The 25,427-nt window shown below is 68.8% G+C and carries 26 protein-coding genes; 22 read left to right on the top strand and 4 right to left on the bottom strand.

Going from position 1 to position 25,427, the window contains the following annotated elements; all coding sequences use genetic code 11:
* Nucleotides 1-10 precede the first annotated feature (10 nt).
* The 19 genes from ACY3GB_RS17945 (at nt 11) to ACY3GB_RS18035 (ending at nt 18,017) form a co-directional block, all read left to right on the top strand.
* Complete coding sequence (locus tag ACY3GB_RS17945) at nt 11-778, top strand: HAD-IIA family hydrolase (protein ID WP_463089931.1); 768 nt, start codon at nt 11-13, stop codon at nt 776-778.
* Between the two features lie 4 nt (nt 779-782).
* Nucleotides 783-1,694 (top strand): UbiA family prenyltransferase, encoded by a 912-nt coding sequence (locus tag ACY3GB_RS17950; RefSeq protein ID WP_463089932.1) that lies wholly within the window; start codon nt 783-785, stop codon nt 1,692-1,694.
* Nucleotide 1,695: 1 nt separating this feature from the next.
* Nucleotides 1,696-2,625, top strand: a complete 930-nt coding sequence (locus ACY3GB_RS17955; protein WP_463089933.1) for a hypothetical protein — start codon at nt 1,696-1,698, stop codon at nt 2,623-2,625.
* Nucleotides 2,625-3,740 carry a polyprenyl synthetase family protein gene (locus tag ACY3GB_RS17960; protein WP_463089934.1) on the top strand — a complete coding sequence of 372 codons (1,116 nt, stop codon included), beginning with the start codon at nt 2,625-2,627 and terminating at the stop codon, nt 3,738-3,740. The genes ACY3GB_RS17955 and ACY3GB_RS17960 overlap by 1 nt, the downstream gene beginning before the upstream one ends.
* A 56-nt stretch (nt 3,741-3,796) precedes the next feature.
* Nucleotides 3,797-4,975, top strand: coding sequence for an SDR family oxidoreductase (locus tag ACY3GB_RS17965; protein ID WP_463089935.1), 1,179 nt, complete (start codon nt 3,797-3,799; stop codon nt 4,973-4,975).
* 27 nt (nt 4,976-5,002) lie between these two features.
* The gene (locus tag ACY3GB_RS17970) at nt 5,003-6,025 is read left to right on the top strand and encodes a methyltransferase domain-containing protein (RefSeq protein WP_463089936.1); all 1,023 of its coding nucleotides are present in this window, start codon (nt 5,003-5,005) and stop codon (nt 6,023-6,025) included.
* 21 nt (nt 6,026-6,046) lie between these two features.
* On the top strand, nt 6,047-6,385 hold the full coding sequence (locus tag ACY3GB_RS17975; RefSeq protein ID WP_021476334.1) for a phosphopantetheine-binding protein: 339 nt from the start codon (nt 6,047-6,049) through the stop codon (nt 6,383-6,385).
* A gap of 2 nt (nt 6,386-6,387) precedes the next feature.
* A complete protein-coding gene (locus ACY3GB_RS17980; RefSeq protein WP_463089937.1) occupies nt 6,388-6,831 on the top strand; it encodes a 3-hydroxyacyl-ACP dehydratase FabZ family protein in 444 nt (147 codons plus the stop codon).
* A gap of 19 nt (nt 6,832-6,850) precedes the next feature.
* The gene (locus ACY3GB_RS17985; RefSeq protein ID WP_463089938.1) at nt 6,851-7,144 is read left to right on the top strand and encodes a beta-ketoacyl synthase N-terminal-like domain-containing protein; all 294 of its coding nucleotides are present in this window, start codon (nt 6,851-6,853) and stop codon (nt 7,142-7,144) included.
* The gene (locus ACY3GB_RS17990) at nt 7,131-8,078 is read left to right on the top strand and encodes a beta-ketoacyl-[acyl-carrier-protein] synthase family protein (RefSeq protein ID WP_463089939.1); all 948 of its coding nucleotides are present in this window, start codon (nt 7,131-7,133) and stop codon (nt 8,076-8,078) included. The genes ACY3GB_RS17985 and ACY3GB_RS17990 overlap by 14 nt, the downstream gene beginning before the upstream one ends.
* A complete protein-coding gene (locus ACY3GB_RS17995; RefSeq protein ID WP_463089940.1) occupies nt 8,071-9,240 on the top strand; it encodes a beta-ketoacyl synthase in 1,170 nt (389 codons plus the stop codon). Before ACY3GB_RS17990 ends, ACY3GB_RS17995 begins: the two co-directional genes overlap by 8 nt.
* 55 nt (nt 9,241-9,295) lie before the next feature.
* Entirely contained in the window at nt 9,296-10,075 is a 780-nt protein-coding gene (fabG, locus tag ACY3GB_RS18000) for a 3-oxoacyl-ACP reductase FabG (protein ID WP_463089941.1), read from the top strand.
* The gene (locus tag ACY3GB_RS18005) at nt 10,068-12,107 is read left to right on the top strand and encodes an FAD-dependent oxidoreductase (RefSeq protein WP_463089942.1); all 2,040 of its coding nucleotides are present in this window, start codon (nt 10,068-10,070) and stop codon (nt 12,105-12,107) included. The genes fabG and ACY3GB_RS18005 overlap by 8 nt, the downstream gene beginning before the upstream one ends.
* On the top strand, nt 12,104-13,159 hold the full coding sequence (locus ACY3GB_RS18010; RefSeq protein WP_463089943.1) for a zinc-dependent alcohol dehydrogenase: 1,056 nt from the start codon (nt 12,104-12,106) through the stop codon (nt 13,157-13,159). Before ACY3GB_RS18005 ends, ACY3GB_RS18010 begins: the two co-directional genes overlap by 4 nt.
* Nucleotides 13,156-14,046 carry an NAD(P)-dependent oxidoreductase gene (locus ACY3GB_RS18015; protein ID WP_463089944.1) on the top strand — a complete coding sequence of 297 codons (891 nt, stop codon included), beginning with the start codon at nt 13,156-13,158 and terminating at the stop codon, nt 14,044-14,046. The genes ACY3GB_RS18010 and ACY3GB_RS18015 overlap by 4 nt, the downstream gene beginning before the upstream one ends.
* 89 nt (nt 14,047-14,135) lie before the next feature.
* Entirely contained in the window at nt 14,136-14,885 is a 750-nt protein-coding gene (locus ACY3GB_RS18020) for an ABC transporter ATP-binding protein (RefSeq protein ID WP_463089945.1), read from the top strand.
* On the top strand, nt 14,882-16,174 hold the full coding sequence (locus ACY3GB_RS18025; RefSeq protein ID WP_463089946.1) for an ABC transporter permease: 1,293 nt from the start codon (nt 14,882-14,884) through the stop codon (nt 16,172-16,174). The genes ACY3GB_RS18020 and ACY3GB_RS18025 overlap by 4 nt, the downstream gene beginning before the upstream one ends.
* Before the next feature lie 12 nt (nt 16,175-16,186).
* Nucleotides 16,187-16,930, top strand: a complete 744-nt coding sequence (locus tag ACY3GB_RS18030; protein WP_463089947.1) for an outer membrane lipoprotein-sorting protein — start codon at nt 16,187-16,189, stop codon at nt 16,928-16,930.
* Entirely contained in the window at nt 16,902-18,017 is a 1,116-nt protein-coding gene (locus ACY3GB_RS18035) for a hypothetical protein (protein WP_463089948.1), read from the top strand. Before ACY3GB_RS18030 ends, ACY3GB_RS18035 begins: the two co-directional genes overlap by 29 nt.
* A 68-nt stretch (nt 18,018-18,085) precedes the next feature.
* Here the strand turns inward: ACY3GB_RS18035 and ACY3GB_RS18040 are convergent, their stop codons facing one another.
* The 4 genes from ACY3GB_RS18040 to ACY3GB_RS18055 form a co-directional block, all read right to left on the bottom strand.
* Nucleotides 18,086-18,883, bottom strand: a complete 798-nt coding sequence (locus ACY3GB_RS18040; protein WP_463089949.1) for a hypothetical protein — start codon at nt 18,881-18,883, stop codon at nt 18,086-18,088.
* A 252-nt stretch (nt 18,884-19,135) separates the two neighbouring features.
* On the bottom strand, nt 19,136-19,693 hold the full coding sequence (locus tag ACY3GB_RS18045; protein WP_463089950.1) for a hypothetical protein: 558 nt from the start codon (nt 19,691-19,693) through the stop codon (nt 19,136-19,138).
* Nucleotides 19,694-19,947: 254 nt separating this feature from the next.
* Nucleotides 19,948-20,940: a M14 family metallopeptidase gene (locus tag ACY3GB_RS18050; protein WP_463089951.1), complete on the bottom strand. Its 993-nt coding sequence runs from the start codon at nt 20,938-20,940 to the stop codon at nt 19,948-19,950.
* Nucleotides 20,928-22,520 (bottom strand): ABC transporter substrate-binding protein, encoded by a 1,593-nt coding sequence (locus tag ACY3GB_RS18055; protein ID WP_463089952.1) that lies wholly within the window; start codon nt 22,518-22,520, stop codon nt 20,928-20,930. The genes ACY3GB_RS18050 and ACY3GB_RS18055 overlap by 13 nt, the downstream gene beginning before the upstream one ends.
* A 133-nt stretch (nt 22,521-22,653) precedes the next feature.
* Between ACY3GB_RS18055 and ACY3GB_RS18060 the strand changes: the two genes are divergently transcribed.
* From ACY3GB_RS18060 to ACY3GB_RS18070, 3 genes are all read left to right on the top strand, one after another.
* On the top strand, nt 22,654-23,265 hold the full coding sequence (locus ACY3GB_RS18060) for a M15 family metallopeptidase (protein WP_463089953.1): 612 nt from the start codon (nt 22,654-22,656) through the stop codon (nt 23,263-23,265).
* A 133-nt stretch (nt 23,266-23,398) separates the two neighbouring features.
* Nucleotides 23,399-24,406 carry a tRNA dihydrouridine(20/20a) synthase DusA gene (dusA, locus tag ACY3GB_RS18065; protein WP_463089954.1) on the top strand — a complete coding sequence of 336 codons (1,008 nt, stop codon included), beginning with the start codon at nt 23,399-23,401 and terminating at the stop codon, nt 24,404-24,406.
* Nucleotides 24,407-24,509: 103 nt separating this feature from the next.
* Nucleotides 24,510-25,427 (top strand): ABC transporter substrate-binding protein (locus ACY3GB_RS18070; protein ID WP_463089955.1); only part of this gene is annotated, 918 nt, incomplete at its 3' end.

A 25,427-nucleotide genomic window follows, 5' to 3' on the forward strand; every position in this document is an offset into this window, starting at 1 on the left:
GAGGACGCCGATGGCTTACGCGCCCCTGATCTTCGATCTGCACGGCGTGCTGTTGGGCCGGCGGGAGCCCGATGGCCATCTGCCGTCCGGAGAAGTGCTGCGCCAGCTGCGCGCGGCCGGGCATCCGCTGCGCTTCCTCACCAACTCCAGCAGCGTCGGCCGGCAACAGGTGGCGAAGCAGTTGGCGTCGGCCGGCGTCGAGGTTGACGCCGGCGAGGTGTACACCGCGGCGATGACGGTCGCGCATTATTTGCGGCGCTGCGGCCGGCCGCGCAAGCTGTTCGTCGTCGGCTCCGACGCGCTGCGCGCCGAACTGGACGCCATGTGCGGCGGCTTGCTGAGCTGGGCGGCGCCGGAAGAGGCGGACACCGTGGTGGCGAGCCGCGATCCGGCGCTGGACGAGGAAACGCTGCGGCGTCTGGCGCGGGCGGGGCAGCCGCAGCTGATCGCCACCTGCCGCGACCTGGGCTTTCCCGACGGCGACCGCATCCATCCCGGCCCAGGCCAGACCGTGGCACGCGTCGAGCAGGCGCTGGACACGCAGGCGCTGGTGCTGGGCAAGCCGAATCCCTATGCGCTGGCGTCGGTGATGGATTTGCCGGCGCCGTTGTCCGACTGCGTGGTGATCGGCGACTCGCCGCTTCAGGACGTGGCGCTGGCCCGCAACGCCGGCGCGAAAGCGGTGCTGGTGGCGTCCGGCGATGACGCGCCGGGCGGCCCGGAGCCGGACTGGCGCATCGACGCCATCGATCAACTGCTTCCCTTACTGTGCAGGTGACAGCATGAATATCCGCGCCTTGAGCCTAGGCACCGCCGGCTACTTCTTCACCAACCGCTTCCACATCGCGCTGATGCCGGTGTTCCTCACCTATTTCTGGAACCAGGCGCTGCGGCTGCCGCTGGGTTTCGATTACTACCTGATGATCGTGCTGACCACCGCCGGCGGCTACATCTACAACATCTACACCGACGCCGAGGAAGACGGCGTCAATTACAGCAGCCGCTACCGCCTGTTCGGCCGCAACCGCCACACCAAGGCGGTGGTCGCCGCCTGCTTCTTCGGCGGCTTCCTGCTGTCGCTGCACGCGGGCTGGATCTTCGTGCTGTACGGCGGCGCCGTGCATTTTCTGGGCTCGCTGTACAGCCGCCCGCTGCCGTTCAACTGGCGCGGCCGCCCGCTGCCGTTCAACTGGCGCGGCCGGCCGCTGCGGATCAAGGAAGTGCCGTTCGTGAAGAACCTGTACGCCGGGCTGTTCTGGTCGGTGGCGCTGGTGCTGACGCCGCATCTCTACGTCGGCATCCGCCCGGGCGAGGCCGCGCTGCAGGCCATCGTCCTCAGCTTCGCCCTCAACTACTTCGTCGAGCTGATGTGGGACATCCGCGACATGCCGGGCGACGCCCGGGCCGGCTTCCGCACCGTGCCGCTGCTGGTCGGCGAGCGGGCCGCCTACTGGCTGCTGCGGTTGGTGCATCTGCTGACCTGCGCGCTGATGTATTACGGCGCGGCCTCCGGCGTGCTGACGCCGGGCTGCATGCTGTTCGCCGTGGTGCATCTGCCGGTGGGCTTGCTGTTTCTGGAATGGTACCGGCGCCAGCCGGAAAAGGACTGGGCTTCCCATCTGTACATCATGTACGGCGGCGGCCTGCTGGCGGCCGGCATGGTGTGGACGCATTCACTGACTACAGGGAGTTGATGTGATTACCACGCAATTCAAGGCGGCGCAGCAATGCGCATCGGCCGCCCTCCATCGCTACCTGCCGGAGCGCGAGGACATGGCCTGGCTGGCCGAAGTGGTCGATCGGCCCCGTTTCGGCTGGGACTGGCCGGCGCTGGAGCAGGGTTTCTTCCAACCGCTGCGCGAATGGGCGGACAAGCACGACGCCAGGCTGAAGCCGGCGCTGGCCGGCCTGCTGATCGACGCGCTGGGCGGCGACAAAAGCGAGCATCCGGTCTTGCTGGCCGCGCTGGAATTCACCCATCTGGCGTCCTTCATGCTGGACGACCTGGCCAATGGCCGCGATCTGGACGCCAGCGTCAGCGACAAGGTGGCGGTGCCGCTGCCGGTGTGGGTCACCATCGCCTACAACGCGCGCCAGCTGGCGCCGGTGCTGGTGTTGCGCCGCGCGGAGAACCTCGCGCCGGCGGCGAGGCTGCGCCTGGCCCAGCGCTATTTGTTCCAGCAGAGCCTGGGCACCACCATGGACCTGTGGGGCGCCGAGCGCGGGCTGGAGCACGGCTCGCTGACCGATTTCATCGCCCATCTGGCCAATTACGCCGGCGCGCCGGGCTTTGGTCTGGCGGCCGCGACCGCCGCCACGGCGGCGGGGCTGGGGCCGGCCGACGCCGACGCGTTGCGCCAGGCGGGGACTGAACTGGGCGTGTCGCTGCGGCTGCGGGCGCTGGCCGACGGCCAAGCCCGCTCGCTGTCGTTGAATGGCCGCCGGGTAGCGGAGGCGGAAGTCCGCTGGCGAGCCGAGTGCGACCGCGCGGCGCTGCTGGCCAGCGCCGACAGGCTGCAGTCGTCGGCGCTGGAGCACGCGCGCCGGCTGGGGCCGGACGTCGGCGCGGCGATGGCCGGTTTTCTCGCGGCGCTGGACGCGCCGGTTGCGGAAGGGAGGCAGTGATGAGCGATAGCGCGCAATACAGCGACGACTTCCTGGCCGACATGGCGCCGACGCTGGCGGAGCAGTACCGCCGCTGGTATCCGTGGTGCCGCGAAACGGTGCTGGCGACGATAGACCGGCTGGCGAGCCGAACCTATCTGGAGGCCGCGCTGGGCGCGCGGCTGTCCGAACCCATGCAGCAGGCGGTCAAGCAGGCCTGGCTGGAGCCCTACCGTTCCTACCATAACCGGATGGGCAAGATGCTGCGCCCCTTCCTGGTGTGCAGCGTGATGCAGGCCTTCGAGCGCGATCCGCTGCGGACGCCGATCGTGGTGGCGATCGCTGAGATCATCCACGCCGCCTCGCTGGTGCTGGACGACGTCGCCGACGATTCGCCGCTGCGCCGCGGCGGGCCGACCGCCCATCGCCAGGTCGGCGTCCGCGTCGCCGGGGCCGCCGGCTCCGCCTGGCTGAACGCCTGCTTCCAGCTGCTGGCCGCCGACGACTCCGGCCTGGAGCCGGAGCAGGCGCAGCGGCTGGCCGACGAGATCGCTTGGGAGCACTGGGTGACCGGCGTGGGCACCACGATAGACACCACCTGGCCGTGGATGGGACGGCTGGACGGCACGCCGGCGCAGTATCTGCAGTCGGTGGTGCACCGCTCCACCTCGTATACCTACCGGCTGCCGCTGAAGCTGGGCGCGATCGCCGCCGGCGCGTCGCCGCAGCAGACCGCGCAATTCGCCGCGCTGGGCGAGGAGCTGGGCATTGCCTTCCAGATCATCGACGACATCCTCAATGTGCAGCCGGGCGACGACAAGTGGGGCAAGGCGCTGGCCGAGGACATCACCCAGGGCAAGATCAACTTGCAGGTGCTGCTGGCGCTGGAGCGGCTGGGGTCTACCGAGCGGGCCCGGCTGATCGAGATATTGCAGAGCCGCACCGCCGATCCGCAGACGCTGGCCGAGGCGGTGGCGCTGATGGCGGGCAGCGGCGCTTTCGACGCCGCGCGCGACATCGCCCAGGGCTACATCGACAGCACCCAGGCCATCGTCGCCGGCATGGACTTCCTCAATCCGGTCGACCGCGAACGCTTCTCCGCCTTCGTCGACTACGTGATCCACCGCAATCGCTGAGCGGAGCGGGCCCGCCGGGGCGGGCGCCGCGCGCGGCTGCGCAAAGGCAATGACAAATGAGTTGTGTCGATCAGGGGTGTCAGGGAACGGTGTTGCTGACCGGCGTCACCGGCGGCTTGGGCGGGGAATTGCTGCCCAGGCTGCTGCGCCGCCACCCGGCTTGCCAGGTGGCGGCGCTGGTGCGCGGCGACGCGTCGCAGGCGGCAGGCAGGCTGGGCGAAGCGATGGACTACGGCCGCTTGTCGCCCGCGGAGCGGGCCAGGGTGTTGTTATGCCATGGCGACGTCTCTGAGCCCCGCTTCGGCCTGGCCGAGCCGGCCTGGCGCGAGCTGGCGGCGCGGACCCGCCGCGTATTCCACCTGGCGGCCAGCGTGGATTTCGACCTGCCGCTGGAAGCGTCGCGCGCGGCCAATGTCGACAGCACCCGCGCGGTGCTGGCTTTCGCCGACGAGGCGATGCGCGCCTCGGCCGATTTCCGGCTCAACTACGTGTCCACCGCCTATGTGTCCGGGCGGCGGAACGGACGGCTGGGCGAGGATGAGCTCGACCAGGGGCAGGCTTTCTGCAACGGCTACGAGCAGTCCAAGTTCGAGGCGGAGCAACTGGTCTGGCAGGCGAGCGGGCGGCTGCCGCTGACCGTCTACCGGCCCAGCCAGATCATCGGCGAGTCGCACGCCGGGCGCATACGCAAGTTTTTCGGCTACTACGAATTCCTCAAGCTGGCCGAGCGCGGCCGCATGCCGGTGCTGCCGGCGAACGCGGAGGCGCGGCCCGATCTGGTGCCGGCGGATTACGTGTGCGAGGCGATGCTGCATCTGGACGCCGCCGCCCATGCCGTCGGTCGCTGCTATCACCTGACCGCGGGCCTGGCCAACAGTCCGGATTTCGAGCGCATTTTCGGCCTGATGTACCAGGAGCTGGCCGCGCGCCGGCCGGATGGCAAGGCGCCGGCCAGACCGCGCATGTTCCGTCCGGAGGAGCTGGAGGCGATGGCGTCGCCGGAGGAGCTGCGCCGTTTCCATTTGAGCCCGCTGAAGCTGCTGCTGCGCACTTACCGCGCCTACCTGGCCGAAGAGCGCGATTTCGATTGCGCGGCCACGCAGGCGGAGCTGGCCGCCGCCGGCATCGCATTGCCGGACGTCGAGGCGGCGCTGCGGCTGAGCACCCGCTACGCGCTGGACGCCCGTTTCGGCCAGCGCGCGCGTAGCGGCGCGTTCGAGCGGCAGCCGGCCTGATCACAAACCTAGCTGGAGCAGACAACGATGAAACGCGAATTGCTGGCCATACTCCGCTGTCCCCATTGCCGCGGCGAACTGCAGGTGGCCGGAAGCGGGGAGCAGGAGGGCGAGGTCGAGGACGGCGAACTCAGCTGCGTCGGTTGCCGCCGCCATTACCCGGTGGTGCAGGGCGTGCCGCGCCTCTTGCTGCAGGACGGCCTGGTGGCCAGGACCCGCAGCGGCTTCACCTACCAGTGGAACAAGCGGCAAACCGGCCGCGCCGAGCGCCGCGCGGTGGTGTACGGCTACGAGATAGGCAAGTTCATGGATTGGTTCGTCGGCGAGTTCACGCCCGGCCTGTCCGCGCGCGCGTCCGGCGCCTGGCTGTTGGACGCCGGCTGCGGCAGCGGCGAGAAGGCGCGCGAGCTGGCGCGGCGTTTTCCGCAGCACCAGGTGGTGGCGATAGACCAGTCCAACGCCATCGCCCGCGCCGCCTGGGAAAACCGCGATCTGCCCAATCTGCACTTCGTCCAGGCCAACGTCTGGTTCCCGCCGTTCGCCAATCACAGCCTGCAATTCGCGATGAGCATAGGCGTGCTGCACCACACGCCGGACACGCTGCGCGCCTTCAGCGCGATCGGCGCGCTGGTGGCGCCGGGCGGCGACTTCATGACCTGGCTGTATCCGCTGCCGGAAGAGGACAGCTTCTGGGCCGGACTGTACCGCCAGCGCGACCGCCATTTCCTCAAGCTGGGCCACCGGCTGCCGCACTGGATGACGATCGCGCTGTGCCACGCGTATATCGCCGTCTTTTTCCCGCTGGTGCTGCGCTTTCTCAAGGCCCAGTACCGGGTGAACAAGGACCGCTTTCCCATCTATCCGGACCGGCCGACGCTGGGCGAGCTGTACCGCAGCTCGGTGTTCCTGTCCTTCGACAACGTGATGCCGCCGCACCAGTTCCGCCATGGCAGGCCCGAGGTCCGCGGCTGGTACCGCCAGCACGGCTTCGGCGCGGTCAACGACCGCTACCCGGGATTTTTCCACGCGATACGCGGCCATGCCGCCTGATTACCAACGGAGGAGACTGCAATGAACGACGCCACCGTCGCACTCGAGGCCGCGCTGGAGGACAAGCTGCGCGACTTCCTGGTCCGGCTGCTGAAGCTGGACGAAGACCAGCCGCTGCCGGCCGACGCCGACCTGATCAACCAGATCGGCCTGGACTCCATCGAGGCCTTCGACGCCATCGCCACGCTGCATGAACTGCTGGACGCGGTGATCCCGGAGAACTTCAACCCCAAGGTGGTCAACAGCATACGCACGCTGGCGCGCTACGTGCTGGACGCCTTCGGCGATGGCGCGGCCCGCCGCTTCATCGAGCTGGACCTGGAGGCGGTGACGGCCTTCGACGCCGAGGAAGACCTGTAGCCATGGTGGCGCGGCGCTTCTCCGGCGATGAACTGGCGGCGATGCTGCCGCACGCCGGCGACGCCTTCTTCCTCAGCGACGCCGAGGTGGATGGCTGGAAGGCCAGCGGCGGCGCCAGCTGGCGCGCCGACCATCCCCACCTGCGCGGGCATTTCCCGGGCGAGCCCATCGTGCCAGGCATCTACCTGCTGGAAGCCGCCGCGCAGCTGGCCGGGGTGGCGATACGCTGCGGCGCGGAAGACTGGGCTCCGGAAACGCTGGGCGTTCTGGCCGCGGTGCGCAAGTCCTATTTCCATCGCTTCGTCCGGCCGGACGAGCGGGTGGAGTACGCGCTGGAAGTGAAGCCGACGCCGGGCAGCGGGATGTACGCGGTCAGCGGGCTGGGGCGGTCGGGCGGAGACAAGGTGCTGACCGTGGAATTGACGATAGCCGGCGTGCGGCGCTAGCGCGGCGGCGGGAGGGAGCATGGACAAGCGGAGAGTGGTGATCACCGGCATCGGCGTGGTGTCGCCTTACGGCGCGGGCCTTGAGCGCTTCTGGCAGGCGCTGGCGGGCGGCGAGAGCGCGCGGCGGCCGATACGCGGTTTCGACGCGTCGGCCTATCGCAGCGCCCAGGGCGGCGAGGCGCCGGCCGAACTGCTGGCCGACGCCGCGCCGCGCGCGCTGCGGCGACCCGGGCGAGGACAGCGCCTACTTCCTGGCGCTGGCCGCCGCCGAGGCGCTGGCGGACGCGGGCCTAGGTTCGGTGTTCACAGATGACGACCGTGTCGGCTGCGTGCTGGGCACGCTGTGCGCCGGCATGCGCAATATGCGCGAGTACGGCGCAGCCTACGAGGCGGGGAGGCCGTCGCCGGTGGCGGCGGAAACGATACCGGCCCACTATCAGCTGGACTTTCTGGCGCGGCGGCACAATCTGACCGGACCGTCGTCGCTGGTGTCCACCGCCTGCTCGTCCACCACCGACGCGCTGGGCTATGCCTTCGATCTGATACGCGGCGGCGAGTGCGACCGTTGCCTGTCCGGCGGCGGCGACGTGCTGGCGGAGATGATACACGCGGCCTTCAACGGCCTGTATTCGATCACTACGGGCGAGCCCAGGCCGTTCGACAGCGAGCGCGACGGCTTCTTTATCGGCGAGGGCGCCGGCCTGTTCCACCTGGAAACGCTGGAATCGGCCCGCGCGCGCGGCGCGCGCATCCATGCCGAGATCCTGGGCTACGGCCTGTCCAACACCGGCCACCACCTGACCGCCACCTCGGAAGACGGCGGAGGCGAAGCGCTGGCGATACGCCGCGCGCTGGACGACGCCGGACTCGCGCCGGCGGACATCGACTACATCAATTGCCACGGCACCGGCACCCGCCATAACGACGCGTCCGAGCTCCGCGCTATCAATCTGGTGTTCGGCGACGCCGCCGAGCGGCTGCACATCAGCTCCAACAAGGCCTCGATCGGCCATTGCATGGGCGCGGCCGGCGCGCTGGAAGCGGCGGCGACTGTCTTGGCGCTGGAGAACAGCCTGATCCCGCCGACGCTGCACACCCGCGGCGACGAGGCTGAGTTGCGCAGCAGCCTGGTCGGAGCCGAGGCCAGGCCAGCTGCGCTGCGGCGCGCGCTGTCGCAATCGTTCGGCTTCGGCGGGGCCTGCTCCTGCATCGTGTTCGGCCATTACCGGGAGGATGGGCATGCGTGAAGTGGCGATTACTGGCATCGGCGTGGTCGGTCCGCACGGGGTGGGGCTGGATGGCGCGCTCGACGGCCGCTTCGTGTTCTCCGCGTGGCCGGAGGCGGCGTCGCCGCCGCACGCCGAGTCTCTGATCGCCAGTGTCGGCGATTATCCCCGCACCCGCTATTTCAACGAGCGCGCGCTGCGGCTGATGGACAAGCCGATGATGCTGGCCAGTTTCGCCGCCGGATCGGCGCTGGAGGACGCGGGCTACGGCGACGGCGAGGCGCCGGAGGACTGCGCGACGCTGCTGGGCACCGCGCGCTCCGAGCAGACCTCGGTGCACAAGTTTTCGCTGCCGCTGCTGCAGGGGCGGCCGGAGCGGATCAATCCGGCCGAATTCCCGCTGGTGGCGCGCAATATCGCCTGCGGCCAGATGGCGATCCGCTTCGGCCTGCGCGGCCCCAGCTCGGTGCTGGCGTCGGGGCCGCTGGCTTCGCTGCAGGGGGTGGCGCGCGCCGCCGGCCTGATCCGCTCCGGGCGAGCCAAGGTCGCGCTGGCGGGCGGCGTGGAGGCGTTGTCGCGCTTCGCCTTGCGTTTCTGCCGCGATTATTACGGCGACGCGGCGCTGGCCGGCAGGCCGGCCTTCTTCGGCGAACGGGGCGGCGGGCTGATCCCGTCCGAGGGCGCGTGCATGCTGGTGCTGGAAGACGCGGAACACGCGGCGGCGCGCGGCGCGCGCGTCTACGCCAGGCTGGGCGGCTGGCATGCCGGCCGGCTGGGCCGGGGCGACGCGGTCCAATCGCTGCTGAACGGCTGGCGCCGCGCGGCCGACGCCGAGCCGGCCCTGCTGCTGCCGGGGGCCGGCGGCGCGGGCCGCGCTCAGGAAAGGCTGGAGACGCATGCCTTGCGGCGCTGGGTGGCGGAAAGCGCCGGGCAGCCGTGCAAGCTGCTGGCCGCGCGGGCGCTGGCGGGCGAGGGCGAGAGCTGGAGCGGCGCGCTGCAGGTGGCCTTGGCTGCCGCTTCGCTGGCGCGCCGGCGCGCGCCGGCGACGCCGGATGTGGCGGCGGACGCCGATCCGGCGCTGGCGCGGGCCGCCGGCGGCGGCGCGCTGCCGGACGATGCCGCCGCGCTGGTGTTGGGCAACGACGCCGCTGGCGCGTTCTGCGCGCTGGGGCTGCGCCGTTGAGCGCCGTTGTTTTCGCGCCGCGCGCCGGGGCGCGGCGGCCATATGGAGAATCCAAATGAGTGAGTACGCATTGCCGCTCGCCTTGCGCAAGGCGGCGCTGGTCACCGGCGCGGGGCGGGGCATAGGCCGCGCGATCGCGCTGGAGCTGGCCGGCCGCAAGCTGCCGGTCTTCGTCAACTACCGGCGGGACGGCGCGGCGGCCGAGAATGCCTGCGCGGCGATCCGGGCCGCCGGTGGCGAGGCCTATCCGGTCCGGGCCGACGTGTCCGACCGCGACGCGGTGGCGGCGATGTTCGCCGACATCCGCCAGCGCGGCTTCTGGGTGCAGACCCTGGTCAACAACGCCGGCATCGTCCGCGACGGCCTGCTGGCGATGATGCCGGCCGACGACTGGAGCGCGGTGCTGGGCAGCAATCTGGACGGCAGCTTCCACTGCGCGCGCGCCGCGCTGCAGACCATGATGAGCCGCAAGAGCGGGCAGATCGTCAACATCGCCTCGGTCGGCGGCATGCGGGCCCAGGTCGGCCAGGCCAATTACGCGGCGGCCAAGGCCGGCCTGTTGGCGCTGACCCGCGGCCTGGCGCGCGAGGTCGGCCGCTACGGCATACGCGTCAACGCGGTGGCGCCGGGCTTCATCGACACCGACATGCTGGCGGAGATGAAGGCGTCGGACAAAGGCGCGGCGCTATTGGAGGACGCCCGCGCCAGGCAAATCCCGCTGGCGCGCTTCGGCAAGCCGGAGGAAGTGGCGCAGACCGTCGGCTTCCTGTGTTCGAGCGCGGCCAGCTACATCACCGGCCACGTGCTGGTCGTCGACGGAGGCTTGTGTGCCTGAAGCGCGGCCCTTGCTCGGCCGGCTGTTCTCGCCGATCCGGCTGAATAAGCTGCGGCTGCCCAACCGGCTGCTGATGAGCTCGATGCACCTGAATCTGGACGAGTGCGACGATGCCTGGCGCAGGATGGCGGCGTTCTACGCGCTGCGCGCGCGGGAGGGCGTCGGACTGATCGTCAGCGCCGGCTGCGCGCCGGACGAGGCGGGCAAAACCACCCAGGGCGGCTTCGCCTTGTGCCGCGACGACGAAATAGAGCCGCACCGGCGGATCACCGGCGCGGTGCATGAGGCCGGCGGCCGCATCGCGCTGCAGATCCTGCATTTCGGCCGCGAGGCCTTTCACGGCGGCATGGTGTCGTCGTCGGCCGAGCGGCTGCCGTCCAGCGTGTTCACGCCCAGGCCGCTTAGCGAGGCCGAAATCCAGGTGACCATCGCCGCCCACGCCGACTGCGCGGCCCGCGCTGTCGCCGCCGGCTACGACGCGATCGAGCTGCTGTTCGGCCAGGGCTTTCTGGTGCACCAGTTCCTGGCCCCGGCCTGCAACAAACGGACCGATCGCTGGGGCGGCGGCTTCGACAACCGCGCGCGGCTGGCGGTGGAGATCGCCGCCGCGGTGCGCCGCCGCGTCGGCCCGGATTTCCCGCTGATCTTCCGCCTGCCCTGCATGGATCTGCTGCCGGACGGGCTGGACGCCGAGGAGTCGATGGCGCTGATCGGCAAGCTGCTGCCCTACGGCATCGATCTGCTCAACGTCAGCATAGGCTGGCACGAATCCGAGGTGCCGACGATCGCGATGGCGGTGCCGCGCGCGGCTTTCGCCGACGCCGCCCGTCTGGCGCGGCGCCGCTATCCGCAATTACAGCTGGCGGTCAGCAACCGCGTCAACGACCCGCGCGACGGCGAGGCGCTGCTGTTGGACGGCTGCGCCGACATGATCGCGATGGCGCGCCCCTTTCTGGCCGATCCGGCGCTGGCCAGCAAGGCCGCGGCCAACCGCTTCGACGAGATCAACGCCTGCATCGCCTGCAACCAGCGCTGCCTGGACCACGTGCTGACCGGCCAGCCGGTCGGCTGCAGCGTCAATCCGGATTGCGGGCAGCCGGACGAAGGCCGCTATCCGCCGCTGGCGCGGGCGCTGAACGTGGCGGTGGCCGGCGGCGGCATCAGCGGCATGGGCGCGGCCCTGTTCCTGGCGCGGCGCGGCGCGCGGGTGACGCTGTTCGAGGCCGGGGACGAGCTGGGCGGCCAGTTGCGGCTGGCGGCGCGCATTCCGCAAAAGGAGGAGTTCGCCGCCACCATCCGCCATTACCGCGGCGAGCTGCTGCGCGCAGGCGTGGCGGTGCGGCTGGGCTGCCGTTTCGACGAGCGCGCGCTCGACGGCGCGCGCTGGGACCACGTGGTGCTGGCGCAGGGCGCCGCGCCGCGCCGGCCGGAAGGCGTGCCGGGGCTGGAGCTGTCGCATGTGCTGGACTACGCCGAGGTGTTGGAGCAGGGCTGTCCGGTGGCGTTTCCGGTGGTGGTGGTAGGCGGTGGAGGCATCGCCTGCGACCTGGCGAAATACCTGGCGGCCAAGCGCGGCAAGCTGACCCGTGACGCGCGCGCCTACTTGGCGCGGCATTTGCCGGCGGAGGCGCTGGCGCCGTACCTGGACGGCGGCGCGGACGACACGGCACCGGCGATCACGCTGCTGCAGCGCTCCGGCCGCAAGTTCGCCCACCGCGTCGGCCGCACCACGCGCTGGATATTGATGGACGCGCTGCGCCGCGACGGCGTGCGCTTGCTGGGCCGGGTCGACGTCGTCGAGATCACCGGCGACGCGGTGATCGTGCGCGAGCGCGGCGGCGCGGCGCGCAGCCTGCCGGCGCGCAGCGTGGTGATCGCCGCCGGCCAGGCGCCGCGTCCGGGGCCGGAGGATGCGCTGAGGCGGGCCGGCATTCCCTACACCGTGCTGGGGGCGGCCGACGGCGGCCTCTACGGCGTCAATCTGGCCGCGGCGCTGGAGGCGGCTTACCGGTTTTCGATGGAGCTGACATGAACACGATGCGGGCGGTGGTATGGGATGGGCCGCAGCGCCTGCGGCTGGCGACGCTGCCGCGGCCGGCGTTGCGGGCGCCGGACGACGCGCTGCTCCGGGTCACCCACGCGTCCACCTGCGGCACCGATCTGCACATCTACCGCGGCGCGGTGCCGGGTTTCGAGCTGGGTACGGTGATCGGACACGAGTTTGTCGGCGTCGTGGCGGCGGTGGGGTCTGCAGTGAAGCTTTTACGGCCCGGACAACGCGCGGCTTGCGCCGATTTCATCGCCTGCGGCATTTGTGCGCAGTGCGCGGCCGGGCGGCACGCCCAATGCCGTGAGCGGCGGTTGTTCGGTTTCTCCGGCCTACAGCCGCGGCTGGATGGCGGCCTGGCCGAATACGTTCGGGTGCCGCGGGCGGATGTCGCGCTGACGCCGCTGGCCGATGGCGCGGACCCGCGCTTCGGCCTGCTGTCCGGCGACGTGATGCCGACCGCGCTGGGCGCGTTGCAGCGGCTGGCGCTGGCGCCGGGCGAGCGTCTGGCGGTGGTCGGGGCCGGCCCGGTGGGCGTGCTGACCGCCTGGCTGGCGGCGCGCCGGGGCGTCGAAGTCTTGCTGCTGGAAGCCAATCCCGCTCGCGCGGCGCGGGCGCGGGACGGCGGTCTGGCGGTGGCGGAGATCGCGCCCGGGCAGTCGTTGTCGGACGCGGCGCCGGGCTCGGCCGGCGTTTTCGACGCCGCGGTGGACGCGGTGGGCGGCGAGAGCGGCCTGAAAACCGCGCTGGCCGCCTTGCGGCCGCGCGGCAGGCTGGTCGGCGCGGGATCGCAGGCCGGCCGTTTCGAACTGGACTGGGGCGCGTTGATGCAGCGCGAGATCGCGCTGCAGTTCGTGATCGGCGATCCGATCGGCCTGCGCGGCGAAGTGGAGGCGGCGATGGCCGACTGCGCGCCGGCGCTGGACCTGATGTTTTCCGACAGATTGCGCCTGGACGAGGTGCCGGATTATTTCGCCGCGCTGTACCGGCGCGAGCGCTTCAAGGCCCTGGTCGAGGTGGCGGGGGAGGCGGCATGAGCAGGCGGAATGCGGGAAAACGGCTGGCGTTGATAGGCTGCGGTGCGATGGGAACGGCGCTGGGACTGCGGCTGCTGGGCCAGGGGTGGGAGGTGCGGGTCTATAACCGCAGCCCGGAGCGGACGGCGCCGTTGCGGGACGCCGGGGCCAGCGCGCACGCGACGCCGGCGGAAGCGGTGGCCGGCGCCGACTGGGTGGCGACGGTGCTGACCGACAGCGCCGCGCTGCGCGCGCTGCTGTTCTGCGACAAAGGCATCGCCAGCGTGTCGGCCGCTGGCCGCCGCTTGGTGGATTTGGGCACCCATCAGCCTGTCCAACTGGCGGCGTTGGGCGCCGAAGCCGCTGCCGCCGGCTGGCCGCTGGTGGAGGCGCCGATGACCGGCAGCGTGCACGACGCCAGCCACGGCACCCTGCATTTTCTGGTGGGCGGCGCGGAGGCGGACGTGGAGTGGGCGAGCCCGCTGCTGTGGGCGATGGGCCGCGGCGTCCATCATCTGGGCGGACTGGGCGCGGGCAATACCGCCAAGCTGGCTTTGAACCTGCTGGTGGGCGTGATGGCGGGCGGGCTGGGCGAGGCGATCGCGCTGCTCAGGGCGCACGGCCTGGCGGTGGACAGCTTTCTCGACGCGCTGGACGGCAGCGGCCTGGCTTCTCCCTTGTACCGGCGGCTGGGGCAGCGCTATCTGGACGGCGACCACGCGCCGCGCTTCTCGCTGGCCAATCTGGAGAAAGACCTGCGCTGGGAGTGCGAGCACGCGCTGGCCAGCGGCTTGCAGCCCAGGCTGGCGCCGGCGTTGTGCCGGCTGCTGGGGCCGCTGAGCGAGGAGGCCAAGCGCCGCGACTACTCGGCCTTGATCGCCCACCTGGCCGGCGAGCCATCCTGTTGAATTCATTGTCATGGTTGTTGAATTTATTAAATGATATATTCATTTTCAGCCATGCCGACTTTCCCTTTCGAAAAACGAGCGAGCGCTTCATGAGTACAGCAGTCAAACCATCGACAAGCGGACCCATCGTCGAGCTGCAGGACGCGGGCCGCACCTTCCTGCTGGGCGAAACCCGGATCGAGGCCTTGCGCCACGCGTCGCTGGCGGTCCAGCCCGGCGATTTCCTGGCGATCTGGGGGCCGTCCGGCTCCGGCAAATCCACCCTGCTCAACCTGCTGGGCCTGATCGACAGCCCCAGCTACGGCCGGATGCTGTTCCGCGGCCAGGATGTCGCCGGGCTGGACGACAACGCCTTGTCCGACTACCGCAGCCGCGAGATCGGCTTCGTGTTCCAGAACTTCAACCTGATCCCGGTGCTGTCGGCGCTGGAGAACGTGATGCTGCCGCTTTACTGCCAGCGCCTTCCCAAGGCGCAGGCCAGGGAGCGCGCCCGGACGTGGCTGCAGAAGGTGGGATTGGAGGCCTTCGCCGACCATCCGCCGGAAAAGCTCAGCGGCGGCCAGCGCCAGCGGGTGGCGATCGCGCGGGCGATGGTGACCGAGCCTTCGCTGGTGATCGCCGACGAGCCGACCGCCAACCTGGACTCGCGCACCAGCCGCGAGGTGATAGACCTGATGCAGGCGCTGAACCACAGGACCGGCGTCACCTTCGTGCTGTCCACCCACGATCCCAGGCTGCTGGCGCGGGTATCGCGCCATCTGGCGCTGCGGGACGGCGAGATCGCCGAGGCCTCCTACGAGGAGAGCATGCTGAAACTCAACGCGGAGAGCCTGACATGAACCCCATCGTGATGGCGTGGCGCAATCTGCTGCGCAACCGCCGCCGCAGCCTGGTCACCCTGTTGTCCATCGCCTTCGGCATCGCCGCGCTGGCCTTGTTCGCCGGCTACACCCAGACCATCTACACCGGCCTGGCCAACCTCTCCATCCACGGCGAGATGATAGGCCACCTGTCGATCAACAAGCGCGGCTGGCGCACCGAGGGCAAGCTGCATCCGGCGCGCTACCTGCTGATGCCGGCCGAGATCGCCAAGGTGGACGCCATCGTCCGCAAGCGCCTGCCGCAGGGGCACGTGCTGCCGCGGATGGGGCTGGACGGCATGATCTCCAACGGCCGCAACAGCACCATCTTCATCGCCGAGGGCATAGACCCGTCGGCGCTGCAGCTGATACTGGGCCCGCTCAGCGGCGTGCACCGCAACATCGTCGCCGACAAGCCCAACGGCGTGTCGGTCGGCGAGGCGCTGGCCTCGGTGCTGGGACTGAAGCGCGGCGGCGAGGCCTCGCTGCTGGTCGGCACCATCCATGGCCAGGCCAACGCCGCCGACGTGGAAGTCAACGACGTGATCAACACCGGTAATACCGCCACCAACGACAAATTCCTGCTGGTGCCGCTGCAACTGACCCGCTCTTTGAAGGACGTCGGCGAGCAGGCCGAGTGGCTGACGGTGTTGATCAACACGCCGGCCAAGGCCGGCGGCCAGCTGGACAAGGGCATGCTGGCGATGCTGACCACGCCGGCGCCGGACGCGGCCACCACCATCGCGCTGCGCGACCGGCTGCTGGCCGATTTCCAGGCCGCCGGGCTGGACCTGGAGGTGCGCACCTGGCAGGACATGTCGCTGTACTACAAGCAGGTGAAGAACATGTACGACCTGATCTTCACGCTGTTGCTGGGCATCGTGCTCGCCATCGTGGTGCTGAGCATCGCCAACGCGATGAGCATGAGCGTGCTGGAGCGCACGCGCGAGATCGGCACGCTCAGGGCGATGGGCTACCGCCGCGTCCGGGTGGTGGGCCTGTTCATTGCCGAGGCCTGCCTGCAAGTGGTGCTGGGCTGCCTGCTGGGGCTGCTGTTGTTCTGGCTGACCAGCCACGCGGTCAACGGCGCCAACATCCAGTACGTGCCGCCGGGCAACAGCGTCAGCGTGCCGCTGTACATCGATTTCGATCCGGCGCGGACCGTGTTCGCGATGCTGCTGCTGGGCACGCTGAGCATCGTCGCCGCCTGGATGCCGGCGCGCAAGGCGTCGGGCCAGCAGATCACGCTGTCGCTGGCGCACAGCTGAGAAAGGGAAAGCATGAAAACGACGACAATGGCGGCCGGCCTGGTGCTGGCCGCCATGGCCGCCGCGCCGGCGGCCATGGCGGCGCCGGACGCGCAGGAGCTGTTGCGCCAGTCCGACCAGGCGCGCGGCGGCGATCTGCCGGGCCTGGCCTGGGAAGTGCGGCTGGCCAACAGCGGCAGCGCCAGCGAGGATCTGCAGCCGATGCGGCTGGACGTGCGCGCCAACAAGACGGCCAGCCTGGCCGAGGTCAGGGAGCCCTTGAGCAACAAGGGCTCCAAGATGCTGCAGGTGGACCGCAATATGTGGCTGAGCAAGCCCGGGCTGAAGAAGCCGGTGGCGATCTCGCCGCGGCTGCGGCTGTCCGGCCAGGCGGCGATAGGCGATATCGCCGCCACCAATTACGCCAAGGACTACGCGGCCAAGCTGCTGCGCGAGGAGACGCTGAACGGCGAGCCCTGCTACGTGCTGGACCTGAAGTCGGCCAACAAGCAGAGCACCTACGACCGCATTGTCTACTGGGTGTCGGAGAAACGGATGGTCGGCGTGCAGGCCCAGTTCTACAGCCTGTCCGGCAAGCTGCTCAAGCAGGCCAGCTTCCAGTACGACAACACGGTCAAGGTGGGCGGCAAGAGCATTCCCTTCGTCAGCGCCATGCAGATCAACGACGCGCTGACGGATGCCCGCACCACGCTGAAGTACGGCGAGCTGCGGGTGAAGACCTTCGCCGATGCCGAATTCCAGGTGGACAATCTCTGAGCGCGCCGCGGCCGGCCTGGCCGCGCTGCTGCTGTGCGCCGGCGTCCGCGCCGCCGAAGCGGACGGCGGCGAGGCGTGGCGGACCGACGCCAGCCTGGAAGCCTGGCTTTACGGCGACGCCTACCGGCTGACCTCCCCGCTGCCGCTGCCGCAGAAGCAGTACCACGCCGAGGGCCGGCTGGACCTGACGCTCAGGCGCGACGCGCTGCGCGTGGAACTGGCGCCCAGGCTGAATTGGCTGCGCGCCTGCCCGCCCGGCGGCGCGGATTGCCGCAGCGACGGGCAGGCCAGCCTCAACCAGGGCTACTTCAGCCTGGCCAGCGGCGGCGAGCAGCTGGCGGCCGGCCGCGAGAAATTCAGCTGGGGGCCGGCCAATTTCCGTTCCCCCAGCAATCCCTTCTATTTCGACAGCGGCCGGACCAATCCGCTGGCCGACACGCCCGGCATCGACCTGGCGCGCTGGACCCACAGCGGCGGCGGCTGGCGGCTGACCTCGGCCTATGTATCCGATACCCGGACCCTGCCCCAGCCCAGGCAGCGCGACACCGTGCTGTTCAAGCTGGACCGGCAGGGCTACGATGCGCTGGCCAGCCTGGTGTTCAGCCAAGCCCGCAGCCAGCGCCAGGGGCCCTTTGTCGGCGCTTTCGCCCAGTACACGCCCGACGACGCCTGGCTGCTGTACGGCGAGGCGTCCGTCCAGCGGCGCGGCGCGGCGACGGCCTCGCGCTGGCTGGGCGGCGCCAGCTACACCAGCGCCGCCGGCCGGGTGTGGTCGGCCGAATACCTGTTCAACGGCGACAACGGCGCGGCCACGCAGCTGGCCGATCCCGCCGCGTTGCGAGGCCGCCATTACCTGTGGGCCAGCGTGCAGAGCAATCCGCAGGAGCTGGAGCGCTACTGGCGGCTGGAGTGGACGCGCAACCGGGACGACCGCAGCCAGGGCTGGACGCTGTATGGAGAGCGCCGGCTGCAGCCGCGCCTGTCCGGCTTCGCGATGCTGATTCTGGGCGAGGGCGGCGTCGGCAGCGAACTGGGCGGCACCTATCGCAGCGGCGTCACGCTGGGACTGAAGCTGTTTTTGCTGTAAGCGCGGGGGGCGGCTCGGCATGGCGCAGGCCGGCATGGCTGCGCCTGGACGCTGCGAGGAGGCGGGGGCTAGAGCAGCTTGGAGCCGATCAGGCGGTTGAACAGCGAGCGCGGAATCTTGCGGTGCAGGCCGTGGTGGACCAGGAATTCCTTCAGCGTCTGCAGCCGGGCTTGCTCGATGCCGAACTTCTCGCACAGGTAGTTCTTGCACTTGATCACCGAGTCTGTGGTGCGCGGCGCGTTGCGCGGCCGGTACTTGTCCATGAAGGCGGCGATCTGCTTGAACTCCCAGTTCAGCAGCAGCAGGAAGCAGACCTCCTGTTCGTACTCGGTCAGCGTCACGCCTTCCAGGCTGCTGTAGGCCGAACCCTGCTCCAGGCTGCAGCCGGCGCCGAACTCGAGCACGTAATTGGGGATGATGTTGAGGAAATTGCCTATCTCAACGTCCTGGCCGCTGTAGATGGTGCCGAGAATCGACTGGCTGGGATGGTGGACCAGCATGTGTTTGTTGAACACGCGTGCCTTCAGGCCGTCGGCGTATTCGTGGATGTTCAGCGTGGCCAGCTTGCGCTTGATTTGGCCGCCGCGCATCAGCGACAGGTCTTCGCTGACATAGCTGTCGGCGAACTCGGCCGTGCCTTCGCACGGCATTTCGCAGTCCAGCCGGCCGGCGACGTCGCCGCCCTGTTTCAGCGCTACGATTCTGGCGTAGGCGTCGGTGGCGATCAGATGCCGGGAATGGATGTCCTTGGCGCCTAGCATCATGTCCGAGCTTTTGGACAGGATTTCTATCGATTGGCGAAATCCGGCCAGGAAGCTTTTGTGCTCGTCGGTGAATTGATCCGGGGCTAGCATGGCGTACGTCATCGGCGATATTCCTTTTCAGGCGGCGGACGGGATCGGGGAGCAGACACCGCATTGCGTTTTGCGCGGGGGAATGGCGTGCCCTGGGCCCGTCGGATTTGGGAACAGGACATTGTAATGGGACGAGCGGCCTTGGTATTTCGGGCCTGTCCAAGCGGCCATGCCATGCTGAGACGGGGAAGAGCGCGCTGCGAAAACGGACCGAGAGGCGAGAGCGGGACGTGCGCCGAGGATTGGCGGGGGAGGCGCTTGCGCTCAGGCCGCCAGGCGCGCTTCCTGCTGAAAGCGCAGGCAGTAGGCCAATTGCAATTTGAGCCGGCACAGCGTCAGACGGCCGTCCGACCAGCCGCGGGGCGGGCCCGGCGCGCGCAGCTCCTCGTCCGTCAGCGTGGACTCCAGGCTGGTGATCTGCCGGCGCAGCGGGGCGATGCGGGCCAGCCGCAGCTGCAGCAGCACTTTTTCTTCCGGATGCAGGCGGCCGGCCAGAGCGGCGGCGCGAACTTGCCAGTAACGGGGGTCGTACCACGGCCCGGTGCCGGGCGGCAGGTCCCGGTAGGGAATGTGTTCGATATAGGGCAGATGGAGATCGCCATGCCAGACGGCGTCGTCCTCTATCATGCCGCATAGCTGCAGCAGCAGATTTTCCTGGCGCAGCGACCAGCCGGACCCGGATACGAAAACCATGGCCTCGGGCAGCAGGTGGAAGCCTTGATGCTCCAGCATGGCGCGCAACGGATCGCTCAGCTTGCCGCGCGCGTAGATTCTCAGCCTGTCGTCGTCCGGAGAGTAAGTGGCTGTCAGAGATTTATTCATTTTCCACCTCCCTTGCTTGACGCGTGGCGTTCCATAATCTGGAAAAGCAGCATGCTTGATTTTGTCGTTGGATTTTGCCTTGCTGTCCTACCAAATGAAACTCCATTTTTTTGGAGGTTTTATGGCTACTGCGTAATAGGCGGCATTGTTTTTTATTTATCGAAATAATCTGTTATTTGAATAAACAGAATAGGCATCTCCCCCGAATGCCGAGTCCGTCGGCGCCAGGCGAGCGAATGATGACGAGAACGGCGCTAGCTTTGGCCGTTTTCCAGCCGGGTTGACGGTTTGGCCAGATAAAACCATTCCTGGCCGGCCTGGGCCCGGGGGCTGGGAAACACGATGCGGGCATCGTCGGGCGCGATGACCGGACTGCCGTCGGCGCGGCGGCCGATCAGCTCGCCCTGGCGGACGCTGTCGAAGCTGCTCCAGGCGCGGACGAAACTGTCGGCGTCGTCGCGCTTGTCCACCACTTCATACAGGCTGAGCAAGGCCACCGGCTGCGGGGCGGGATCGGGCGCGTCCAGCATGCCGAGGTGGGCCAGGGTGTTGAGGATGGCGCGGTAGGCGACTTCCGCCGCGGCGGGATCGTCGTGGCGGCCGCATTCCAGGGTCAAGGCCCAGCCGCCCTGGCTGCGCATGTATTCGGTGGTGCCCACGCCGTAGCGCGGGTCGGCGTTGAGCTCGGCCAGCCTCGCGTCGCCGGCCGGCGACTGCCGCCGCCGCTCCACGCCCAGCGCGTAGGTGGACAGCCAGCCGTCCACCGCGTCGGCGACGCCCAGCCGCCGCGCCAGCGCCTCCTCGCGGGCCGCGTGGGCGAACGGCTCCAGCTCGCCGTCGTTGTCGGCCGGGCCCAGGAACACGAACGGCTGCCCAGGCGACTGGAAGGAGTGCAGATCGAGCAGGACCTGATGCTCGGCCAGCAGCGGGCACAGCCAGTTGGCGACGTGGTCCTCGTAGTCGCGCGGATGATTGTTGGGCGCGAGATTGCGGTTCAGGTTGCGGTCGCCGCCGCGCTGGCCCAGCCGATAGGCCAGCGCATTGGCCACCGGCACCAGGGTCAGCCGGCCGGCGCGCAGCGACAGCGCTCCCCGTTCCAGCTCCGCCATCAGACGGCGGATGGCGATGGCGCCGCACACTTCGTTGCCGTGCACCGCGCCGGTGACGATCAGCGCGGGGCCGTCCGCCAGCGCCTGGTAGCGATGACAGGCGAAGGCCTGCGGCCAGCCCGGGTTCACTTGAGCCATACGTCCTCGAAATCGAAAGAGCCGTTGGGGTTCATGATGAAGCCCTGCACATTGGCGCGCAACGGGATGTAAATCCGGGAGTGGGCGATGGTGATCCACGGCCGCTCGCGCTTGAAGACTTCCTGAGCCTTCAGGTAGTACGGCGTCCGCTGCTTCTGGCCGGTGGTCTGGCGGCCCAGCTGCAGCAGCCGCTCGAACTCGGCGTTGCAGAAACGTTGGCCGCCCTTGCTGACGCTGCAGGACAGGCTGTTCCACAGGAAATCGTCCGGGTCGCCGGAGTTGCTGGTGAGGCCCGACATGTAGACGTCGTGCTCGCCGGCGCCGGCGCGTTTCAGATATTCGCCCCACTCGTAGGACTGGATGTTGGCCTTGACGCCGATCCGGGCCCAGTCCTGCTGGATCATCTGCGCCATCAGCTTGCCGTTGGGGTTGGTCGGACGCTGCACCGGCAAGGCCCACAGGTTGACGGTGAAGCCGTTGGGATAGCCGGCCTGGGCCAGCAAGGCCTTGGCCTTGGCCGGATCGTATTCGTTGCGGGTTTTGGGGTTCCAGCTCCAGGTGGACGGCGGGAAGGGGTTCACCGCCTGGGTGGCGCCGCCCTTGGGGAACAGCGCCTTGAACAGCGCGTCGCGGTTGATCGCGATGTCCAGCGCCACCCGCACCTCGCGCTTGGCGAACTGCGGCCGCTTCAGGTTGTAGGCGAGATAGGAGATGTTGCTGGCGCCGGTGGCGGCGATCTTGATGTTCTTGTCGCCCGCGAGCGCGTCGAGGTCGGACTCGCGCACCGCCGCGGCCACCTGGCATTCGCCCGCCTTCAGTTTCTGGATGCGCACCTGCGGGTCGGCTACGATGGCGAAAACCAGGCTGCGGGTCTTCTGCGGCTTGCCCCAGTACTGCGGGTTGGCCTCGTAGCGGACGATGGCGTCCTTGGCGTAGCTCTTGAAGCGGTAGGGGCCGGTGCCCACCGGCAGCAGGTTGATCTGCTGCGGCTTGCCCGCCTTCAGCAGCTGGTTGGCGTACTCGGCCGACTGCATGCCGGCGAAGCCCATCGCGAAAAAGGTGAGGAAGGGGGCGTTGCGCTCCTTCAGCCTGATCTGGAGGGTATGTTCGTCCACTTTCCGCACCGATTCGATCAGCTTGGACAGGCCATAGCCGTCCGGTCCGGTCAGCGGCGTCTTGAAGGCTTGATTGAAGGGCAGGTCAGGCCGTATCCAGCGGTTGATGGTGAAGACCGCGTCGTCGGCGGAGAAGTCCCGGCTGGGCGTGAAATAGTCGGTTTGATGGAACTTGACGCCGCGGCGCAGTCTGAACGTATATAGTAATCCGTCATCCGATACCGACCAGCTTTCCGCGAGGCCGGGCCTCAGCGCCACGCCGCCGCGTTTGAACTCGACCAGGCCCTGGAACACCGGCTTGGCGATGTTGTAGGTGGTGGCGCTGTCCCACATCGCCGGATCGAAGCCTTCCGGCGAGGCTTCCGCGCAGAACACCAGCGGCTTGGCGGCCAGGGCCGGGGCGGGCAGCGCCGCGGCCAGCAGGGCCGCGAGCGGAAGCAAGGACGAAAGGCGGGGCAGGGGCATCTCGGTTTCCTGTATATGGGTGTTATATGCTCCGAGCCTATCATGCGCCAAGGCTGGAACCGGATCGTCTTCACAGTATCGCTCAAGCGCCGGGCTGCCGGATTTGCGGCAGGTCAGCGGCGAGGGAGGGACCATGGACGCAAGCATCAGGCTGGAGCAACTGGCAAGCCATCCCGAATACGTGTCCATCGAGGATATGGCCGGCGTCAGGCTGGACCTGCGCTACGCCAGCGCCGACAACTTCGTCGGCCGCGACTTGTACGGCCCGTCGGCGCGGGCGCTGCTGCATAGCACGGCCGCGGAGCGCCTGGCCCGCGCCGCGGGCGAATTGGCCAGCCGCCGGAGCGGTTACCGGCTGCGCGTTTTCGACGCGCTGCGGCCGGGCCGGGTGCAGCAGGTGCTGTGGGACATCGTCAAGGACACGCCGCAGCGCATCTACGTGGCTGATCCGGCGCGAGGCTCCATCCACAGTTTCGGCATGGCGGTGGACATCACCGCCGAGAACGAGGAGGGGCGCGAGCTCGACATGGGCACCGGCTTCGACGACTTCACCGAGCGCGCGCAGCCGCAGCGGGAGGCGGAGATGCTGGCCAGGGGGCTGCTCAGCGACGCGCAACTGGCCAATCGCCGGCTGCTGCGCGCTTGCATGGAGGCAGCCGGCTTCCGCGGCATCGCCACCGAGTGGTGGCATTTCGAGGCGGCCGACCGCGACTGGGTGCGCGCGCATATGCGGCTGATCGAGTGAGCGCGGGGCGATTTTGCCTTGACCCTGCCTTGACGTAGGTAGGATAATTCCCAGTTTGATCAAACGCTTATGCGTCGCAGCGTGTCCGGCCAGGCCGCGCGTTTTGCCGCTGCGAAAGAACTGGTTTTCCCGGATGAATCAAACGCTTGCCAACCGCCGCGCGTTGCCGCCGCGCCGCCTGTCCGTCGCCCCCATGCTGGACTGGACCGACCGCCATTACCGCTACTTCGCCCGCCAGATCACGCGGAACACCTGGCTGTACACCGAGATGGTCACCACCGGCGCGCTGTTGAACGGCGATGTGGCGCGGCATCTGCGTTTCGACGAGGCCGAGCATCCGGTCGCGCTGCAGCTGGGCGGCTCAGAGCCGGCCGAGCTGGCCGCGTGCGCCAAGCTGGCTCAGGAGTGGGGCTACGACGAAGTGAATCTTAACGTCGGCTGCCCGTCGGAAAGAGTGCAGAAGGGGGCGTTCGGCGCCTGCCTGATGGCGGAGCCCAAGCTGGTGTCCGATTGCGTGAAGGCGATGCGCGACGCCGTCGACATCGACGTCACCGTCAAGCACCGCATCGGCATCGACCAGATCGAGCATTACGATTACCTGCGCGAATTCGTCGACACGGTGGCCGAGGCCGGCTGCCGCACCTTCATCGTCCACGCGCGCAACGCCATCCTGAAAGGCCTGAGCCCGAAGGAGAACCGCGAGATCCCGCCGTTGAAGTACGACTATGTCTACCGATTGAAGCGGGAGCGGCCGGAACTGGAAATCCTGATCAACGGCGGAGTCAAGACCAATGCCGAGATCGCCGAGCATTTGAAGCACGTCGACGGCGTGATGGTCGGCCGCGAGGCCTACCACAACCCGTGGCTGATGGCCGACTGGGACGCGCTGTTCTACGGCGACGCGGCCGCGGGTCCGGAGCGCGCGGCGGTGGTGGAGGCGATGATGCCCTACGTGACGGCGCGGCTGACCGACGGCAGCAATGTCCGCCACATCGCCCGCCATATCCTGGGCCTGTTCCAGGGCCTGCCCGGCGCGCGCAACTGGCGGCGCATGCTGTCCGACGCCAAGCTCTTGGACGGCGCCGACGCCGGTCTGCTGCGCCAGGCCTACGAGGCCACGCTGGCGGGCCGCCGCGCCTGATTATCCGATGGCCGCCGACGGGCGGCTGTCTTCGCCAGGCGGCTGCGGCCGCCTTTTGTCATGGTTGTCATGCCCGGCATGACTGTCTGGAGGTGAATCCCAATTGAAAAAGTTGCACAAGCTGATGCTCGCCCTGTCGCTGTCTTCCGGCCTGGCCTGGGCCGGTCCCAATGACGTGCTGCACATCTACAACTGGAGCGGCTCGCTGTCCGACAACATCGTCAGGCAGTTCGAGAAGCGCTGCGGCTGCAAGGTGGTACAGGACTATTACGGCGACAACGAGGAAATGCTGGCCAAGCTGGCCGCCGGCGCCAAGGGTTACGACATGGTGTTTCCCTCCAGTTTCGTCGTGCAGGCGATGACCAAGCAGAAGCTGCTGCAACCATTGGACCACCGTCAGATCCCGAATCTGAAAAACGTGGCGCCGGCCTATCTGTCGCAAAGCTACGATCCGGCCAACCGCTACACCATTCCCACCGTGCTGTCGCTGACTTCCGTCGGCTACAACGTCGAGAAGCTGAAGCAACTGGGCGTCGATCCCTCCAGCTGGTCGGTGATCTTCGATCCCGCGGTGCTGCGGAAGATCAAGGGCAAGGTGACGGTGCTGGACAGCTCGCGCGAGGTGTTCGCCGCCGCGCTGTTTTACCTGGGCAAGGACCCGAACCGGGCGACCGACGCCGACATGCGCGCCGCGCGCGACGTGATCAAGCGCGCCAAGCCGTACTGGGCCGCCTTCTCCAACGCCAGCTATCTGAAGCAGCTGGCCGTCGGCAATATCTGGGTGGCGCTGGGCTACTCGACCGAATTCTTCCAGGCCAGCGAGGACGCGCGCCTGACCAAGCGGCCGTTCCATATCGGCAATGTCCCGCAGCGCGAGGGCAATGAGATCGGCGTGGACACGATGGCGATCACCGCCAGCGCCAAACGGCCGGACCTGGCGCACCAGTTCATCAATTTCATGCTGGACGGCCAGAACGCGGCGCAGCTGACCAACCTCAACGGCGCCACCAATCCGGTGGCG

The organism is Chromobacterium sp. Ag138 (assembly GCF_055181315.1).